Raw genomic sequence first — 17,724 nt, forward strand, 5'->3', positions numbered from 1 at the left:
CTCCTAAATTTTTAAGATTGCAGCGCCCCATGTAAAGCCACCACCAAAACCAACAATTAAAATTGTTTTTAAATCTTTATTTTCTTCCTTATACTCAGCAATTGTAATTGGAATACTTGCAGCTGAGGTATTACCATATCTATCAATGTTAAGAATTACTTTATCATCACTTAAATTCATTTCTTTAATAATTGATTCAACAATACGTTTATTTGCTTGATGAGGAATAATAACATCAATATCATCAAGTGTTAAATTATTGTCTCTTAATATTTTATTAATAGTCTTTGGAATAATATCAACTGCAAATTGATAAACTCTAGGTCCATTCATTTTTACATATTTATCTACTTCTAATATTTTTGTGTTATCCCCTTTTGAATCATTATAGAAAACTGAATCAATATCTCCAGGTTCAACAATCATACTTCCTGCACCATCACCAAATAAAATACATGTATTTCTATCTGTAAAATCAACAATATTTGTCATTTTTTCACTACCTACAACTAGTGCACTTTTAAATTTCCAACTTTGAAGAAGACTTGTTGCTACTTCAAGCGCATAAACAAATCCTGTACAAGCTGCATTAACATCGAAAGCCATAACTTGCTTATCATTTAAGCCTAATTTTGCTTGAAGTAAATTTGCAATACTTGGACTTTTAATTTCATTAGTAATTGTCGCAACAATAATTAAATCTATTTTATCTTTATCATATTCTGCCTTTTTTATAGCATCCATGCTTGCATTATATGCCATATCTAATACTGACTCTAAAGCTTTCCTTCTAGTGTTAATTCCCGTTCTTGATACGATCCATTCATCATTTGTATCAACCAGTTTTTCTAAATCAAAGTTCGTAATAACACCTTCTGGTAAATACTTGCCAGTAGAAACAATCTTACTCTTGTAACTCATGCTTATGTGCCTCCTTTGTTTCACTTGCAAAAACACCAATTTTTCTAAATTTTAAATATCGCTCTCTCACTAAAGTATCATTATCTTTCTTAAGTAGAATATCAAAATCTTTTTTAAGTTGTTTTATTAAGTTGTTGATGCCACTAGTTTTATTAATGCTTAGCGGTTCATCTTCTTTTATAATTGCATCAGCAATTTTAAATGATTTTAAATCTTGGGCTGTAAGTTTCATCATTTCTGATACTTCAGCTGCTTTACTACTATCTTTAAATAAAATACTTGCAAAGCCTTCTGGTGAAAGAATTGAATAAATACTATTTTCAAACATGTATAATTTATTACATACGCCAATTGCAAGTGCCCCACCAGAACCACCTTCACCGAGAACTATACTTATTATTGGTACTTTTATATTCATCATTTCTTTGATGCTAACAGCAATTGCGTTAGCTTGACCGCGCTCTTCAGCACCAAGACCTGGATATGCTCCAGGAGTATCAATAATTGTAATAATTGGACGATTAAACTTCTCTGCCTGTTTCATTAACCTAATTGCCTTGTGATAACCCTCTGGATGAGGCATCCCAAAATTATGAGTTATTTTCTCAGCTGTAGTTACTCCTTTTTCCTGAGCAATAACTGTTACAGGTATATTATTAAAATATCCAATTCCACCAATAATTGATTTATCATCACCAATTAATCTATCGCCATGAAGTTCAATAAAATTTGTAATAATTTCATTTATTATTGTCTTTGAAGTTGGTCTTTTTGGATCTCTTGCAAGAAGTACTTTTTTCCATGTCTCATTCATAAGCAATACCTCTATGTAATTTTAATAAATCAGAAATTGTCTTTTTCATATTTTTTCGTTCGACAATCAAATCAACTTGGCCTTTTTGGAGCTGAAAGTTTTCAGTTTGAAATCCTTCAGGTAAATCTTGTTTAATTGTTTGTTTAATTACTCTTGCTCCTGCAAAACCAATTAAACTAGTTTTCTCAGCAATATTAATATCACCTAAACTTGCAAAACTTGCAGCAACACCACCAGTTGTTGGGTTAGTTAGGACACTAATATATAAATTATTAAAGTAATTTAGTGCTGCACTTGTCTTTGCCATTTGCATTAAAGAATAAATTCCTTCTTGCATTCTAGCACCACCAGATGCAGTAAAAATAATTAAAGGTAGATTATTAGTTGTTGCATATTCAATTAAAAGCGTAATCTTTTCTCCGACTACACTCCCCATACTTCCCATCATAAAGTTACTATCTAGAATACCAATTGCTACTTTAATATCATCAATTAAGCCATATCCTGTTAAAACAGCATCGCTTAAATTAGACATTTTCTTCCCCTTTTCTAGTTTTTCATCATAATCAGGCATGTTTAAAATATTGACCGATACAATATTTGAAAAAAGTGGTTTAAATGTATCTTTATCAATAATCATATTTAATCTTGTAGTTGCACTTATCCTAAAATGATGGCCGCAATACGGACAAACATATCCCGTTTGTTCTAAATCCTTGCTGTAAAGAGCACTAAGGCAGTGTTCACACTGTGTAAATAAATGATTAGGTATATTTACTGGTTTATATTTATAGTCTTTCTTTCTAGCAATTTTTTGAAATTCTTCAATTTTTAATTTTCGCTCATTTAATAGATCTAGCATTATACTCCTCCATCACAACTGCATGGAATTTAGCAATAAATCCTGTATCATAAGTTCCCTTAATAAAGTCTGGATGATGGACAATCATATATTGATATTCAATATTAGTCTCTACTCCTTCAATCACTAATTGTTCTAAGGCAACTCTCATTCTTCTAATTGCTTCTTTTCTAGTTGGAGCATGAACAATTAATTTACCAATCATTGAATCATAAAATGGTTGAATTTGATAATCCGGATAAATAAATGAGTCAAATCTCACACCATTACCACCGGGAATTAAAATTCTTTTAATAAAACCTGGGCTTGGTGTAAAGTTATTAAATGGATTTTCTGCATTAATACGACACTCAATTGAATGGCCATTTATTCTAATATCTCTTTGTTTTAATAACATTTTATTGCCATAAGCAATCTTAATTTGCTCTTGTACAATATCAACACCGGTAATCATTTCTGTAACTGGATGTTCAACTTGTACTCTTGTATTTATTTCAATAAAATAAAATTTCCCACTCTGATCAATTAAAAACTCAATCGTACCAGCATTAGTATAACCAACACTTCTTGCCATTCTAATACTTGCCATGCCAAGTTTTCTTCTTAAAATATCATTAATCATTCCTGATGGTGCTTCTTCAATCATCTTTTGATTTCTTCTTTGCATTGAACAATCACGCTCAAATAAATGAACATAATTTCCGTGTTTATCAGCAATTACTTGTACTTCAATGTGTCTTGGATTAGCAATAAATTTTTCAATATATACTTCACCATTTCCAAAATTAGCTTCTGCTTCCATTGAAGTTTTTTCAAATACGCTTAAAAACTCTTTATCAGAGTAGACTACACTAATTCCTTTACCACCACCGCCACTAACAGCCTTGATCATAACTGGATATCCAATTTTATTTGAAATTTTAAGTCCTTCATTAGCATCTTTAACTGATCCATCTGAACCTTCAATGATTGGAACAAGAGCTTTTTTAGCAATTTGTTTAGCAATTGCTTTATCACCAAGTTTAGCAACAACTTCTGAACTTGGTCCAACAAAATTTATATTAACTTCTTCAACAAGTTTAATGAATTTAGCATTTTCAGATAAAAAACCATAACCGGGATGAATAGCATTACATCCGGTTGCAATAGCTGCACTTAAAATGCTATTCATATTTAAATAACTGTCTTGTGCCTTACTTCCACCAATACATACCGCCTCATCAGCAAGCTTTACGTGTAGACTATCTTTATCTGCAACTGAATAGACTGCAACAGTTCTAATTCCTAGTTCTTTTGCTGCACGAATTATTCTAACAGCAATCTCACCACGATTAGCAACTAACATTTTATGTTGTTTAAATTCCATCTTTTTTTACCGTAACTACAACGTCGTTAAATCCTACTACTTCACCATTTTCATAATGAATTTTCTCAACAATTCCGTCTACACTACTTGTAATCTCATTCATTATTTTCATTGCTTCAATAATGCATAGTGAATCACCTTTTTTAATCTTTTGTCCGACCTTAATAAAAGGTTCACCTTCTGGATTATTTGCACTATAGAAAGTACCAACTAGTGGAGATTTTATCTCTTCAAGTGGTAAATTAATTTCCGGTTTAACATCGTTATTTTCTTTAATATTTTCTTTAATTTCTTCTGTTTTATTTGAAATAACTTCACTTACTTTATTTTTTGAAAGTCTAAGTTTAACATCATCGAATTCTAGGCTTAATTCTGTAAGTTCAGATTCTTCAAAGTCTTTAATAATTTTTTGAATCTCTTTTAATGTCATATAACCATCCTATTCTTTTATTCAAATATCAATTCTTTGATATTCAAAATATAAACAATTCTATCATATTTTTTTTAAAATATCAAATCATTATAAAAAGATAATATTAAGAAAATATATATTTAAAATTTTATATATTTTAAATATCATATTTATATGATTAATATTTTTTATATGATGATTATACCATACTATTAGTTTCTAATTTTTATTCCCAAATTTAAATATTTATTTATTTTAAAAGTTGATTCAAAATAAAAAACCTTTAAGCACATTATAATAATGCGCAATAAAGGTTTTATCTCAAATATTAGTTATAACCATTCATCATAAATCTTTATATAGATAACTTTAATTAGCTGTGTTAATAACATATAACCAACTAAAATAGCTGTTAAAATTGGTAAATAAATTAAAGGTAATTTATCCATATCAAGTGATACCGCAACTTTTGTAAAGGCAATAGCAAGAGATATCGCACCAATTACTAATGAAGATGCAATAAGTGGTTTTGAGGCATTGCTTTGAATAAATGGAATCTTTTTAGTTCTTATTACATGAACAATTAAAATTTGTGATAAGGTACCAAAAATAAACCAACCTGCTTGGAACATTCTAGAAGATTCTATTGGATTTAATCCAAGCATTGAAGGAATTACGTACCACATAACAGCAAACATAATAACATCAAAAATTGAACTTATTGGACCAAACCAAAGCATAAATCTAGTAATTGATTTAGTATTCCATTTTCTTGGTTCTTCTACATAAGACTCATCAACTTTATCAAAAGGAATTCCTAACTGTGAAAAATCACTAAGTAAGTTTTGAACAAGGATTTGGACTGGTAGCATTGGGAGAAATGGTAAAAAGATACTTGCTATTAATACAGAAATCATATTACCAAAATTACCACTTACCGCCATTTGAATATATTTATTAACATTACCAAAGGTCTTTCTTCCTTCAATAACTCCTTCTTCTAAAACCATTAAATCTTTTTCTAATAAAATAATATCAGCTGTTTCTTTAGCAATATCAACAGCACTATCAACAGAGATACCAACATCAGCTTGTCTAAGAGCTAGGGCATCATTTATCCCATCTCCCATAAAACCAACTGTATGACCCATTTCTTGATAGAGTGAAACTACTCTTTCTTTTTGATTTGGTGAGAGTTTAGCCATTAAGTTTACGTGTTTTATTTGTTCTTTAATTTCAGCATCAGTCATTTTTTCAATATCAATTCCCAGTAAAACATTATCAACATTAATGCCAACCTTCTTACATACCTTAATTGCAACACCTTCACTGTCACCTGTTAAAACAACTGTTCTAACTCCATGAGCACTTAATGCTAAAATTGCTTCTTTACTACTTTCTTTTGGTGGATCTAAAAATCCAATAAAACCAATTAAAACCATGTCTGACTCATCACTAACTCCAAAGCTATGTTCATCAGGCACTTCATTTTTTTGTGCAACAGCAATCATTCTAAGACCATCATTATTATGTTTTTCATATGTTTCTAAGGCAATTTTTTTACTCTCACTTGTAAGTGGTATAACTTTTCCATCTATTTCAACAAAAGAAGATATAGATAAAATCTCTTCAACTGCACCTTTTGTTATTAATTGTCTTTTCTTATTTTCATCAACTAAAACAACACTCATTCTTCTTCTCGTAAAATCAAATGGAATTTCATCTTCTCTTTCATATCTTTTAGATATTTGATCGATATCATGATTAATTGCTCGATTAATTATCGCAACATCAATCATATTTTTTAATCCAGTTTGAAAATAACTATTTAAATAAGCATGTCTTAGTACACGGTAATCATCTTGTCCTTTAACATCCATATATTTTTCTAAAATAATTTTGTCTTCCGTCAGTGTCCCAGTCTTATCAGTACATAAAATATCCATTTGACCAAATGTTTGAATTGATCCAAGATTTTTAACAATAACTTTATGTTTTGACATTGTTACAGCACCTTTAGCAAGTGTCGATGTCATTATAACTGGTAACATTTCCGGTGTTAAACCTACAGCAATACTAACCGAGAACATTAAAGCTTCAAGCCAATCTTTTTTTATAATCCCATTTACTAATAAAACAATAGGAATCATTACTAACATCATTCTAATTAATAAACTACTAACAGATTCTACTCCTTGTTCAAAACTACTTTGACTCTTATTTCCTGTTAACTGTTCGGCCATTGAGCCAAAATAAGTGTTATTACCTGTCTTTAAAACAATAGCTAAAGAACTACCAGAGACAATATTAGAACCCATAAATCCGATATTTTCAATATCAGTAATAGCCTTATTATTAATGTCATCTACTTTATTAAACTTCTCAACCGGATTAGATTCACCTGTAAGTGCTGATTGTGCAACAAAGGTATCTTTGTTAGTAATAAATCTAACATCGGCTGGAATTAAATCTCCTGCAGTAAGTCTTAAGATATCACCTGGTAATATATCTTCGATTAAAACTTCATATTCGATTCCATTTCTAATAACATCAGCTCTATTAGAAATCATTTTAGTCAGCTTTTCCGTAGCATCATTAGATTTTTCCGCTTGGATAAAAGCAACAACGCTAGATACAATAACTAAGATAATAATAATGATAAAAGTTAAATAATCCGCTCTACCACCCTTAGACAATTCAATTACAACATCAAAAATAAATGTTATAATTCCAATTATTAATAAAATTACATTAAACGGATTGATGATGGAATTGAGTAATCGCTTAAATTTTGTATTTTTAGAACCAATAGTAATTACATTCTTACCATAAATATCACTCAGTTCATCTACTTGAATAAGATTTAGTCCGGAAACAGAAGTTTGAAGTTCTCCGTATAACTCTTCAATGGGTATTTCCGCATACCTTCTTAAATCTTTTTCAACATTATTGTTTGTTAGTTTGGTTGATTTTATATTCTTTTTCATCATATCACTCCCTTCAACACTTAATTATTATACCATTTAATGCTGAGGAGAGAAAGTACATTAAATATAATTAAAAAACGGGGCTGTAAAGAAATGAAGTTTTGATGCTTCAGGAACTTACAGCTCTTTTCTTTTTATTTTATTGTAGATAAATAATAATAAAAGTCTATTTCTAGACATATTAAAAGAAGATTAGTTAAAATATTAACTTATCCACTGGATAACTATTCGGTTACTTTATATCTCGTCTTTTACCAGACCCGGCTTTTTCTTTTAGAGCTTAACAAAGTTCATTTCGTTACAGCCCCTAATTAATTTCAAAATGTCTTGCTGTAAATGAAATGCTACATACTTTCAACTTGGTGTGTTCATTTTGCAACATACTTTTATATATTTGTGTTGAGTTTGTGCTTATCTCTCGTTCTTATATTGTTATTAAAAAATTCTTCAAGTTGAATAAATAATGAACTCAGCTAAATGTAAATATTATGAATAATTTTATTATGACTAATCCATCCAGTATTTAGGTAGTAGTTTTTATGTTTGAGAACTTAGATCAGCTAACATAACCTGACATGACTCACAATAAAATACTTTATCAATCACGTTACCATTTAAAAGGCTAAATTTATTGACTTTTTTTTCTGATCCATCATCAAAAATAATATTGGGTGTTCTATATATATATATCGATAACCTAATTTTCCCGTTTTTAAAATTCCGTTACAAAAGGGACAATTAATAATTTTCATATAATTCCTTGTATACTCAGTAGTGTACTTATTTCAGTATACAAAAAAATGTTGGTAAATAGGCATTTTCATTCCGCCTTTTATCTACATTTTACAATCGCCCTTTACAAACATCATAGCAAATAGTACAATAAAATAAAAAGGACTAAAAATATGATAAATGCACTTAATGGTATGATTAAGCTTGCACAACGTATCGCAAACTATGATGATTGTCTGTGCTTACTTGGTTTAGGTAGTATGAGCGAAACTTTCCGTATGGATGAATTTTCAGACATGGACTTTTTCTTAATTGTCAAAAACGGAACAAAACCATACTTTATGAAAAATCTCGAATGGCTGGCTTTTGATGAAATTGTCTTCAGTTTTCAAAACTCTAATGATGGCTATAAAGCATTATTTAAAGATGGAAATTTCGCTGAATTTGCTATTTTTACTGAAGATGAAATACTTGAAGCAACATTTACATTAGGAAAAGTTTATTATGCAAGACCTGGTTTTGATTTAGATAAAATTCGTCCACGTAAAATACGTGAACGAAAACTAAACATAGAATACAATGTATGTGAAGCTTTAGCAAATATTTACATTGGATTAAATCGCTTAAAGCGTGGTGAAATTGCTTCAGCTACAACCTTTATACAAAGTTATGCATTTAATTTGATTATTGATTTGTTCGGTGTTGTCTTTACACCAACGAATCAAAATACAGATTATTTTGTCGCAGAAAGACGAATTGAGGAACGCTACAAGGAACATAAAAACTTTATTTCGAACATGCGAAAAGGCTATGAGTTCAATAAAGAATCTGCAGAAATAATGTTAAACTTTTTAATCCAATATTTTGAGCCAAACATCTACATGGTGAATAAAATCAAAAGATTATTACAAGCGTAGAAAAAATGGGGCTGTAACGAAATAGAATTGTTATAGGCTATAAAACAAGAAAACCACTTTGGAAGACCAGGGTGGTTTTTTGGTATAATTTAAGTATGCAAAGCCTCGATTTAATACAAGGATATTTTAACCCAAAACAGTTAAAAGTACCACTATCATTTGAAATAAAAATACCATTTGATAGTGAGGCACGAACATTTGACGAAGTATTCAGGAGGATCGACTTTAGACAATACATAGAAACCGATAGAACCGTAGGCAGAATCGGTTATAATCCAGTCAACATGCTCAAATTGATACTGTTTTGTATGATGGAGAACATCACGACATTAAGAGAGATGGAGAAGGCGGCGAAGAACGACATTAGATTAATGTGGTTAACAGATGAGCTAAAGCCAAGTCACCAAACGATTAATCAGTTCATAAAAGAACGACTAAAGGGTAACATAGAAGATATCTTTCATGAAATCAATCGATATATCATAAATAAAGAACAAATCGAAGTAGACAAACTATACATAGACGGCACAAAAATCGAAGCGAACGCAAACAAATATAAATTTGTGTGGAAAGGTTCGATAGAGAAGTTCCGTGATAAGTTATATAGAAAGATAACGAAACAACTAGAAGCGATGAATGAACGATATCAAGAGATGGGTATCTTTTTTCCTTTAGGTGAAACATATGAACCTGAGACATTAATGAAGATTGTGAGCTATTTAGAAATAGAAATATGTCAAAAGTCAATATCATTCGTATATGGAAAGGGACAAAGAAAAACGGCGCTACAAAGAGATTATGAAAAGATGAGTGACTATCATAGTAAACTGACTGAATATAATCACTATATTGAAGTGATAGGACCAAGTAGGAACTACTGTGCAAGAACAGATGAAGACGCGACATTTATGCATATGAAAGAAGACCACATGAGAAACGGTCAGTTAAAAGCCGGATATAACATTCAAATCGGTGTATCGAATGAGTACATATTACACGTCGATGTATTTCAAGACAGAAGTGATTACCAAACGTTAATCCCATTCTTAGAAGGCTATAAGAAAGCATATGGCTTTTATCCGAAATACCCGGTAGCGGATGCTGGGTATGGAGGATTAAAGAACTACCGGTACTTAAAGTTGAATGATATGGGACTTTATCAAAAGTACAGCATGAACAGTAAAGATACGAGTGACAAGAAATATAGTAGTGATCCAACAAGACCCGTGAATTTCAAGAAAGATAATCTTGGTAACTACTACGATGAGCATGGTGAAATGTTGACATTCTTATGGCACAGTAAAAGAGGTCATAATGTCTATGAGGTACCTTCAAGTAAAAGACGTGTTGATATCAATGAAGCACTATGGACACTACAAAAAGAGGCACGAGAGAACCTTCAATCAAACTTAGGCATTGAGTTAAGAATGCAGCGGTCAGCACAAGTCGAGGGTGCATTCGGCGTTATCAAAGGCAACGCTGGCTTCAGGCGATTTAATAGACGTGGCATTGAAAACGTAAAATTCGAGTTTATCTTAATCGCAATCGGTTACAATTTATCGAAATTACACAAGAAAAAATTCAGATCAAACTAATTGAATAACTATTGAAAGTAGGAGATTTTGAGCACCTTCTTTTCGTTTCGCTTAAAAAACGAAAATTATCCACATTGAAGGATTATGAACAAAAGAAAAAAGGACTGAACGTCCTGAAGCGTTTTAAGTCTTCATTTCGTTACAGCCCCATTTTATCCTTTAAATATTATTATAACGTTTTTTCATTTATAGGCTTAATATCAGCAATAGCAGCCTCTGTTGTTATTAGTAAAGAAGCAATTGAACTTGCATTTAAAATTGCATTTCTTGTAACTCTTGTCGGATCAATAATTCCTTCCTTCAATAGGTTAACCCATTTTCCTTCTTTAGCATCAAATCCTTCATTTTTAGGAATTCTCTTTTGTTTTTCAACAATTGAATCACCATCAAAACCAGCATTTTCAGCTATTTGATGCATAGGAACAAGAAGGCTATCGATAACCGCCTTTATACCTTTATTTATATCCTGGTTTTCATCGGTAAAGTTTTTATTTAATTCATTGTATATTTCGACTAAAATTGCTCCACCACCAACTACTATACCTTCTGCGACAGCTGCTTTTGTCGCATTAAGAGCATCTTCCATACGTAATTTCTTTTCTTTTAATTCACTCTCTGTTGCAGCTCCAATTTTGATAACTGCAACACCACCTGATAATTTAGCTAATCTTTCTTGTAATTGCTTTTTTTCATAATCAGATGTTGTATTTTTTATTTGTTTTTCTAATTCTTCAATTCTCGAATTTAATAATGATTTATCACCCTTACCACCGATTAGTGTTGTTGTATCTTTTTTAATAATAGCTTTATTTACTAAACCTAAGTCCTCAAGTTTTAAATCAGATAACTTCATTCCAAGTTCTTTCTTATAATAGTTAGCTCCTGTAATAACTGCAATATCTTGTAGTACTTCTTTTTGATTATCACCAAAACTTGGAGCTTTTGTTGCAACAACATTAAATGTTCCTCTTAATTTATTAATTATTAAAGTTGAAACAACTTCATTTTCAATGTCATCAGCAATCATTAAAAGAGGTTTACCGACTTTTACAACTTGTTCTAAGATTGGTAAAATGTCTTGAATAGTTTGAATTTTATGATCTGTAACTAAAACGTACGAATCCTCAAATTCAATTGACATACTTTCTCTATTATTTACAAAATATGGAGAAATATATCCTTTATCATATTGTAACCCTTCGACAACATCTAACTCATTTTCAAATCCTTTAGACTCATCTACAGTTATAATTCCATTTTTAGTTACTTTTTCCATCGCATCAGCAATTAAATAACCAACTTCTTTGTCACCCGCAGAAATTGATGCTACATTTTGAATGTCTTCTTTAGTACTAATTTCACTAGATTTTTGTGAAATTAATTCACTAACTTTTTTTCCTGCTTTCAAAATTCCTTCTCTAACTAAAACTGGATTTGCTCCATAAGATACTGCCTTAAATCCTTTTTGAATGATTGACTGTGCTAAAACTGTTGCAGTTGTAGTACCATCACCGGCCTCATCATTTGTCTTATTTGCAACTTCATAGACTAATTTTGCTCCCATATTTTCATATGGATCACTTAATTCGATTTCTTTCGCAATCGTCACACCGTCATTTGTAATTAATGGTGAACCATAACTTTTTTCTAATATTACATTTCTTCCCTTAGGACCAAGAGTAACTTTAACGGTGTCAGCAAGTTTATTAACACCATCTAAAATCTTCTCTTTTGCAATTGAGCCATATCTTATTTCTTTACTCATAAATATCACTCCTTCACAAATTTAAATTATTCATATATGGCTAAAATATTCTCTTGTTTGATAATTAAGTATTCTTCATTATCAATTTTTGTTTTTGTTCCTGAATATGTTTGATAAATAACTTTATCATTTGGTTTAAGTTCATGTACTTTAGGACCAACAGCAATTACGCGTCCAATGGCTTGTTTATCTTTTGACTCAGTAGTTAATATAATTCCTGACTCAGTCTTTGTCTCTTCTTTTTCAAACGATAAAACAACATATTCATTTAATGGTTTCAGCATGATCTCACCCCTTTCTTTGGCACTCTTAGTATCTGAGTGCCATCTCAATTACGATTATAATAAAAATATTTTTTTTGTCAAGCCTTTTTATATAAAAAAAGAAAAAGAACATTACGTTCTTTTAATTTTCATCTAAATTATCATAAAGTAATCCACTCTCAAATGCATCTAATAACACTCTAATCTCATCTGTATCTTTAGTATCCATTAATTTAGTTCTAAGTTTATTAGCCCCTTTAATATCTCTAATATAGATCTTAAAAAATCTGTGAAGTGGTTTTTTTAAGGTTGGTTCTTCTAAGACATATTTATCATATAAATCTAAGTGATATCTAAATAGGTCTAAGTATTCTTTTGTATCTCTTGTTCTTTCTTCTGGATCAAAAGCAAAAGGATTATGGAATATCCCACGTCCAATCATTATCCCATCCACTTTATATTTATTAAACATTTCAATGCCCATCTTATAATCTTTAATATCACCGTTCATTGTAATTAGTGTATTAGGTGCTATTTCATCTCTAAGAGCAAGTATTTCTGGCATCAATTCCCAGTGAGCATCATAATTACTCATTTCAGTTTTAGTTCTTAAATGAATTGATAAGTTTGCGATATCTTGTTTTAACAAATGGGTTAGCCATTCTTTCCACTCACTAAGCTTACTATGACCAAGTCTTGTTTTTACACTAACTGGAAGGCCACCTTTTTTAGCCGCCGCAATTAATTCTTTAGCAACATCTGGTCTTAAAATTAAACCAGCACCTCTTCCATGTCTAAAAACATTAGGGGCAGGGCAACCCATATTAATATCAATTCCATCAAAGCCCATTTTTGCTAAATCAATACTCATTTTTTCAAAGTTTTCTGGATTATCACCCCAAATATGACCAACAATTGGTTTCTCATCTTGATCAAACTTTAGTCTTCCTCTTAGTGAATATATTCCTTTTTCATGGGCATAGCTATCACTATTTGTAAACTCTGTAAAGAATACTTCAGGAGTACCGGCCTTAGCAACTACTTTTCTAAAAACTATATCTGTAACATCTTCCATTGGTGCTAAAATGAAAAATGGTTTATTTAATTTATTCCAAAAATTTTCCTTCATAACTACCTCGCAACTTTTAATACTTATCTATTTTAACATATTACCAAATATATAATAAGATATTAACTTATTATTTAGATTAAATAAAATAAAAGAGACTTGGTTTATTAAATTAAATAAAGCAAATGATTTTAATATCAAATCATTTGCTTTATTTGTTTTCTGAAATATTATGCTGGTAATGCCACAATACCTGTTAAGAATAATACCATTGATAATACAAACATAAACACTGTACCAATGACCATTGGCATTGAAGTTCTCTTAATAATATCCATTGGACTTTCTTTTGTAGTACCTGCAACAATCATAACAACTGCACTCACTGGTGATACAGCTCTTAACAAGTTTCCTGCAAGTCCCATTGGAATTGTTACTGCAAGTGGAGAGATTTTAGCTGCCACTGCAAGTGGAATCATAAGTGGAGCCATTGCATAGAATAACGCTAGACCACTACCACTAATAATTACAATGATTGCACTAAATATTACTAAGATTAATGGTAATACAAATCCTGGGAAATTAGCATTTTGCATTGTTGTTTGTAGATGATCAATAATACCTATTGCTTTTAATCCATCAACAAATACACCTGCTGCAACTAATAATACTACGATACCAATTGCTCCACCCATTCCTTTAAAGAACGACTCTGTATCAGATAAAGTAGTTCTTAAATTTGCTTCCCTTGATCTTTTTGAGATTAATTCTGAAATAATAGCAATTATAAAACTAATAATTGTTGCTATTTCAACTGATAACTGAATTTGACTTGCTGAATTTTTAACAAAGAAATTAATTCCATAAGTTAAAAGTAATAAAATAATTGGCATTAAAGGTAGTAATGTATAAACAGTTTTATAAAGTGCTCCACCTTCTATTTTAACTTCTGCTAATTCTATCTCTTCTTGTTCTACAACTACAGTTCCTAATCTTTCAGCTTTTTTATCTAAATGTTTTTGCCAGAAATAATGTGAGAATGCCATTACAAATAATGTAGGTACTGAAACTAATGCATGATATTTAAACACATAATCTCCAGGAGTAAAGTCTACACCCATCCATTCTTGTAATAATCCAGCTATAACAATATTATCCCCACCAAGAGGTGTTGGCATAACTGTCGCAGTTGTAGCAATAACTGCAGCTGCAGTTAATTTGGACATTCCAGATTTTCTTAAAACTGGATATAATGTTGCAAGTAAAATTACAGCTAAATTTGATGCACTTGGAATAACTAAAGATAATAGGTTACCAATTAAGAATACGATTGGTACTAATACATAAACTGACTTAATATTTTTAAGTGGCTTAGTAAGTGTATTAACCGTTACATCGTTTGCACCAATATGACTCATGTAGGCAGTATATCCACCTAACATTAAGATAATCAATCCTGCTGCTGGCAACTGACGTTTAAATTGGTCAACAATCATTTTGAATGGATAAAATAGACTGTTTGCTCCTTCAAATGGGACTTTCTTCATTATAAGTGCTGCAACACCTAAAAGCATCCCTACTACAAATAAAGTTATTTTAATATCTAACTTTTTAATCAACATGTAAACAACTACGCCAATTCCTATTGCCGCAAGTAAGTACATTAATACTGTCATTTTCTAACTCCTTTTTCCTCTTTTTTTTAGTCGCATTTTTTAAGTGCGTTTAATAACCAATTTTTAAACATCTCTTCATTAATATCAGTTAGAACTTTTACATTAGGTTCTTTTTTTAAGTAGTTTTGTAAATCAACCACTGTTGTTCCCCTTGTTAATTTACCATTAAGTTCTACTTCTACATACGTTTCTTTAACTTCATACATTTCTGGTTCTAATAGATAAGCTATTGCTGTACTATCATACATTTTTAAGCCGTTTTGTAAACCACGACCACGATATTTTTGTAGTAAAGAATAAATCATTTCACCTGTTTTACCCATATCTTTAATTAAGACACTGTCATGAGGATAAACTAACGCCTTCCAACCAACATCAAGTCCAGCCATTACGATCTTTAGACCACTTGAAAATACGATTTGTGCTGCTTCTGGATCTGTTGCAATATTAAATTCGCTCATAACACCACGATTTCCTCTTCCCGCTGAACCACCCATTAAAACAATTTCTTCAATTTTATTTTTAACTTCAGGATATGTCTTAAGTAGTAAAGCAATATTTGTTAATGGGCCAATTGGAACAATTGTTATTTTCTCTTTACTTTCCATAATTGTCTTTCTCATAGCTTCTACTGCATGTTCTTTTAAAAGATTACTTTTATTTGGTGATGGAAAATCATATCCATCCATACCTGATTCACCATGAACGTTACTTGCATCAACTAATTTTTCAATTAATGGTTCACTTGCACCCATAGCAACTGGAATATCGACATTCCAAAATGTCAATAGTTTCAACAAGTTATTAGTAACTTTATCTAGACTAACATTACCTACTACAGTTGTAAAAAGTCTAACATCTAACTCTTTGGCCTTTAGTGCTATTGCTATAGCAATTGCATCATCAATTCCTGGATCAGTATCAATGATTATTGGTCTTTTTTTCATCTTTCTTCCCTCTTTCTCTCATAAATTTTTCTACCTCACTAAAATTAGGCATAGATTGCTGTGCCCCTTCTTTTAAACATACTAGTGCTGAGGTCGCATTAGCAAGTTCTAAACTATCTTTTTGATTAATGCCTTTTGATAATCCATATGCAAAAGCTCCAATAAATGAATCACCTGCACCTGTTGTATCAACAGGATTAATTTTATAGGCATTTGTTTTAAATATTTCACTTCCTAAATATACACTACCTTTTGAACCTAAGGTTACAATTAAATGTTTGAGTCCCTTTGTTTTAAAATATTCAAATACTTTTAAAACATCATCATAGTCATTTGGGTAAATATTAGTCAGTACTAGTGATTCAGATTGATTAATAACTAAATAATCTATGTTTTTATAAACATCATCACTGATAATTTTTGCAGGAGCTGGATTTAAAATTGTTATCATGCCAATATTTTTAGCAATTTCTAAACCTTCATAGACCGCACTTTCATTAACTTCAAATTGAGATATAAAAATATCATTTTCTTTAGCTTTTTTTAATCCTTCAATTAAATCTTTTTTAGTTATGAGTTCATTACTTCCAGAATCTAAAATTATTCTATTGTCACCATCATGCTTAATAATCATTGCAACGCCAGTTGAAGAATCTTTTCTTACAATATTACTTATATCAACTTTATTATCTATTGCTTCTTTTAAAGCTAGTTGAGCAAATTGATCATTTCCAACTGCACCGATTAAACTAACATTTGCCCCTAATTTCTTAGCAGCCACTGCTTGATTAGCTCCCTTTCCACCAGAATTAATTAAAAAATCTTTACCAGCAACAGTTTCTCCTTGATTTGGAAAAATTGGTGCATTTATGACTAAATCAATATTAATACTTCCTAACACATATATATTATTTTTCATAAAACTTAATCATCCCACTTCCCATTTCATCATTAGGTCTTTTCTTAAAACCAAACTTTTCATAAAAACCTTCACTATTTAAACTTGCCATTAAACCAATATATGCATGATTTGCTGCATTTAAGCTAATATATTTTAATAACTCTTCCATTATTATTTTCCCTGCACCATTACTTTTGTATTCAGGAATTACGATTACATCCTTAATAAAAAAAGTTGTTATGTTATCACCAACTAGACGTCCTACAGCAATAGGCTTTTTACCTACATATAGTGCAACAACAAATAAAGAGTTATTTAGGCTCTCTTCATGTTCTTCTTTAGTATATTTAATAAAGTTAGTTGTATTTCTTACTTCAATAAAATCTAAAACGTTAACTTCTTTTTGTTTTTTGATTATATAAGACATTTTATCACCTCTTGGTAAAACGTTTTACCTAATTACAGAAATATAATATCATAAACTTGTAAGCGTTGTC

15 protein-coding genes and 1 pseudogene are annotated in these 17,724 nt (G+C 30.5%); 3 read left to right on the top strand and 13 right to left on the bottom strand.

The window, feature by feature from the left end; all coding sequences use genetic code 11:
• Positions 1–3: 3 nt before the first annotated feature.
• From T352_RS0102680 to mgtA, 6 genes are all read right to left on the bottom strand, one after another.
• A complete protein-coding gene (locus tag T352_RS0102680; protein WP_026391654.1) occupies positions 4–921 on the bottom strand; it encodes a beta-ketoacyl-ACP synthase III in 918 nt (305 codons plus the stop codon).
• Entirely contained in the window at positions 905–1,735 is an 831-nt protein-coding gene (locus tag T352_RS06280) for an acetyl-CoA carboxylase carboxyltransferase subunit alpha (protein ID WP_051615774.1), read from the bottom strand. The genes T352_RS0102680 and T352_RS06280 overlap by 17 nt, the downstream gene beginning before the upstream one ends.
• Entirely contained in the window at positions 1,728–2,597 is an 870-nt protein-coding gene (gene accD, locus T352_RS06285) for an acetyl-CoA carboxylase, carboxyltransferase subunit beta (protein ID WP_162151136.1), read from the bottom strand. Before accD ends, T352_RS06280 begins: the two co-directional genes overlap by 8 nt.
• Entirely contained in the window at positions 2,578–3,963 is a 1,386-nt protein-coding gene (accC, locus tag T352_RS06290; protein ID WP_162151137.1) for an acetyl-CoA carboxylase biotin carboxylase subunit, read from the bottom strand. Before accC ends, accD begins: the two co-directional genes overlap by 20 nt.
• Entirely contained in the window at positions 3,953–4,393 is a 441-nt protein-coding gene (locus tag T352_RS0102700; protein ID WP_026391655.1) for an acetyl-CoA carboxylase biotin carboxyl carrier protein, read from the bottom strand. Before T352_RS0102700 ends, accC begins: the two co-directional genes overlap by 11 nt.
• A 314-nt stretch (positions 4,394–4,707) precedes the next feature.
• Positions 4,708–7,365 (bottom strand): magnesium-translocating P-type ATPase, encoded by a 2,658-nt coding sequence (mgtA, locus tag T352_RS0102705; protein ID WP_026391656.1) that lies wholly within the window; start codon positions 7,363–7,365, stop codon positions 4,708–4,710.
• Between the two features lie 902 nt (positions 7,366–8,267).
• Between mgtA and T352_RS0102710 the strand changes: the two genes are divergently transcribed.
• The 3 genes and pseudogenes from T352_RS0102710 to T352_RS07325 all read left to right on the top strand — a co-directional run bounded on the left by T352_RS0102710 (position 8,268) and on the right by T352_RS07325 (position 10,606).
• Positions 8,268–9,011 carry a hypothetical protein gene (locus tag T352_RS0102710; RefSeq protein ID WP_051615776.1) on the top strand — a complete coding sequence of 248 codons (744 nt, stop codon included), beginning with the start codon at positions 8,268–8,270 and terminating at the stop codon, positions 9,009–9,011.
• A gap of 95 nt (positions 9,012–9,106) precedes the next feature.
• Positions 9,107–9,469, top strand: a pseudogene (locus T352_RS07410) (transposase); the annotation flags it as partial.
• Positions 9,470–9,664: 195 nt separating this feature from the next.
• Positions 9,665–10,606 (top strand): transposase, encoded by a 942-nt coding sequence (locus T352_RS07325; RefSeq protein WP_407918974.1) that lies wholly within the window; start codon positions 9,665–9,667, stop codon positions 10,604–10,606.
• Between the two features lie 169 nt (positions 10,607–10,775).
• Here the strand turns inward: T352_RS07325 and groL are convergent, their stop codons facing one another.
• The 7 genes from groL to T352_RS0102750 all read right to left on the bottom strand — a co-directional run bounded on the left by groL (position 10,776) and on the right by T352_RS0102750 (position 17,654).
• Complete coding sequence (gene groL / locus T352_RS0102720; RefSeq protein ID WP_026391659.1) at positions 10,776–12,371, bottom strand: chaperonin GroEL; 1,596 nt, start codon at positions 12,369–12,371, stop codon at positions 10,776–10,778.
• A 26-nt stretch (positions 12,372–12,397) separates the two neighbouring features.
• Positions 12,398–12,655: a co-chaperone GroES gene (locus tag T352_RS0102725; protein ID WP_026391660.1), complete on the bottom strand. Its 258-nt coding sequence runs from the start codon at positions 12,653–12,655 to the stop codon at positions 12,398–12,400.
• A 121-nt stretch (positions 12,656–12,776) separates the two neighbouring features.
• The gene (locus T352_RS0102730) at positions 12,777–13,784 is read right to left on the bottom strand and encodes a tRNA dihydrouridine synthase (RefSeq protein WP_407918975.1); all 1,008 of its coding nucleotides are present in this window, start codon (positions 13,782–13,784) and stop codon (positions 12,777–12,779) included.
• Positions 13,785–13,933: 149 nt separating this feature from the next.
• The gene (dcuC, locus tag T352_RS0102735; protein ID WP_026391662.1) at positions 13,934–15,379 is read right to left on the bottom strand and encodes a C4-dicarboxylate transporter DcuC; all 1,446 of its coding nucleotides are present in this window, start codon (positions 15,377–15,379) and stop codon (positions 13,934–13,936) included.
• A gap of 26 nt (positions 15,380–15,405) precedes the next feature.
• The gene (gene rihC / locus T352_RS0102740) at positions 15,406–16,326 is read right to left on the bottom strand and encodes a ribonucleoside hydrolase RihC (protein ID WP_026391663.1); all 921 of its coding nucleotides are present in this window, start codon (positions 16,324–16,326) and stop codon (positions 15,406–15,408) included.
• Entirely contained in the window at positions 16,301–17,245 is a 945-nt protein-coding gene (locus tag T352_RS06295) for a ribokinase (RefSeq protein WP_162151139.1), read from the bottom strand. The genes rihC and T352_RS06295 overlap by 26 nt, the downstream gene beginning before the upstream one ends.
• Positions 17,235–17,654 (bottom strand): GNAT family N-acetyltransferase, encoded by a 420-nt coding sequence (locus tag T352_RS0102750; protein WP_026391664.1) that lies wholly within the window; start codon positions 17,652–17,654, stop codon positions 17,235–17,237. The genes T352_RS06295 and T352_RS0102750 overlap by 11 nt, the downstream gene beginning before the upstream one ends.
• Between the last annotated feature and the right edge of the window lie 70 nt (positions 17,655–17,724).

Origin of the sequence: Haploplasma modicum ATCC 29102 (assembly GCF_000687835.1) — a bacterium.
Classification (GTDB): Bacteria; Bacillota_I; Bacilli_A; order Acholeplasmatales; family Acholeplasmataceae; genus Haploplasma; species Haploplasma modicum.